This window comes from Xenorhabdus yunnanensis, from assembly GCF_028598805.1.
GTDB classification, from domain to species: Bacteria; Pseudomonadota; Gammaproteobacteria; order Enterobacterales; family Enterobacteriaceae; genus Xenorhabdus; species Xenorhabdus yunnanensis.
In genome coordinates this window covers 1-249 of sequence record NZ_JAQRFI010000317.1, presented here as the reverse complement: position 1 = coordinate 249, position 249 = coordinate 1, and the positions used below count along the sequence as shown (strand labels likewise).

General features: G+C 47.8%; 1 pseudogene. It reads right to left on the bottom strand.

The annotated features are described in order from the left end of the window. Positions 1-249: pseudogene (locus tag PSI23_RS22415) on the bottom strand (PBSX family phage terminase large subunit); the annotation flags it as partial.

Here is a 249-nt window from a genome sequence, read left to right as displayed (position 1 = left end):
CTCATGTTCTATGTAGAGGCAGTTATCTAAAATGAACATGCGAAGTAGCGTGCTAGGGTCTTTCGCAAAGCCAAAGTCGCCCCCAAATAACAACCTGTCGGCTTTCTGCCATAAGTCATCAGAAAACTCTTCAATCTGGTATTTGTTCGCCAGCACCTGCTTATCCGAGTTCTCCAGATAGGCACCTTCCCATATCCACGCATAGGTGTTGTCGTCTAGCCTTGCCTGATCGTTAACGCGCTCCTGTTC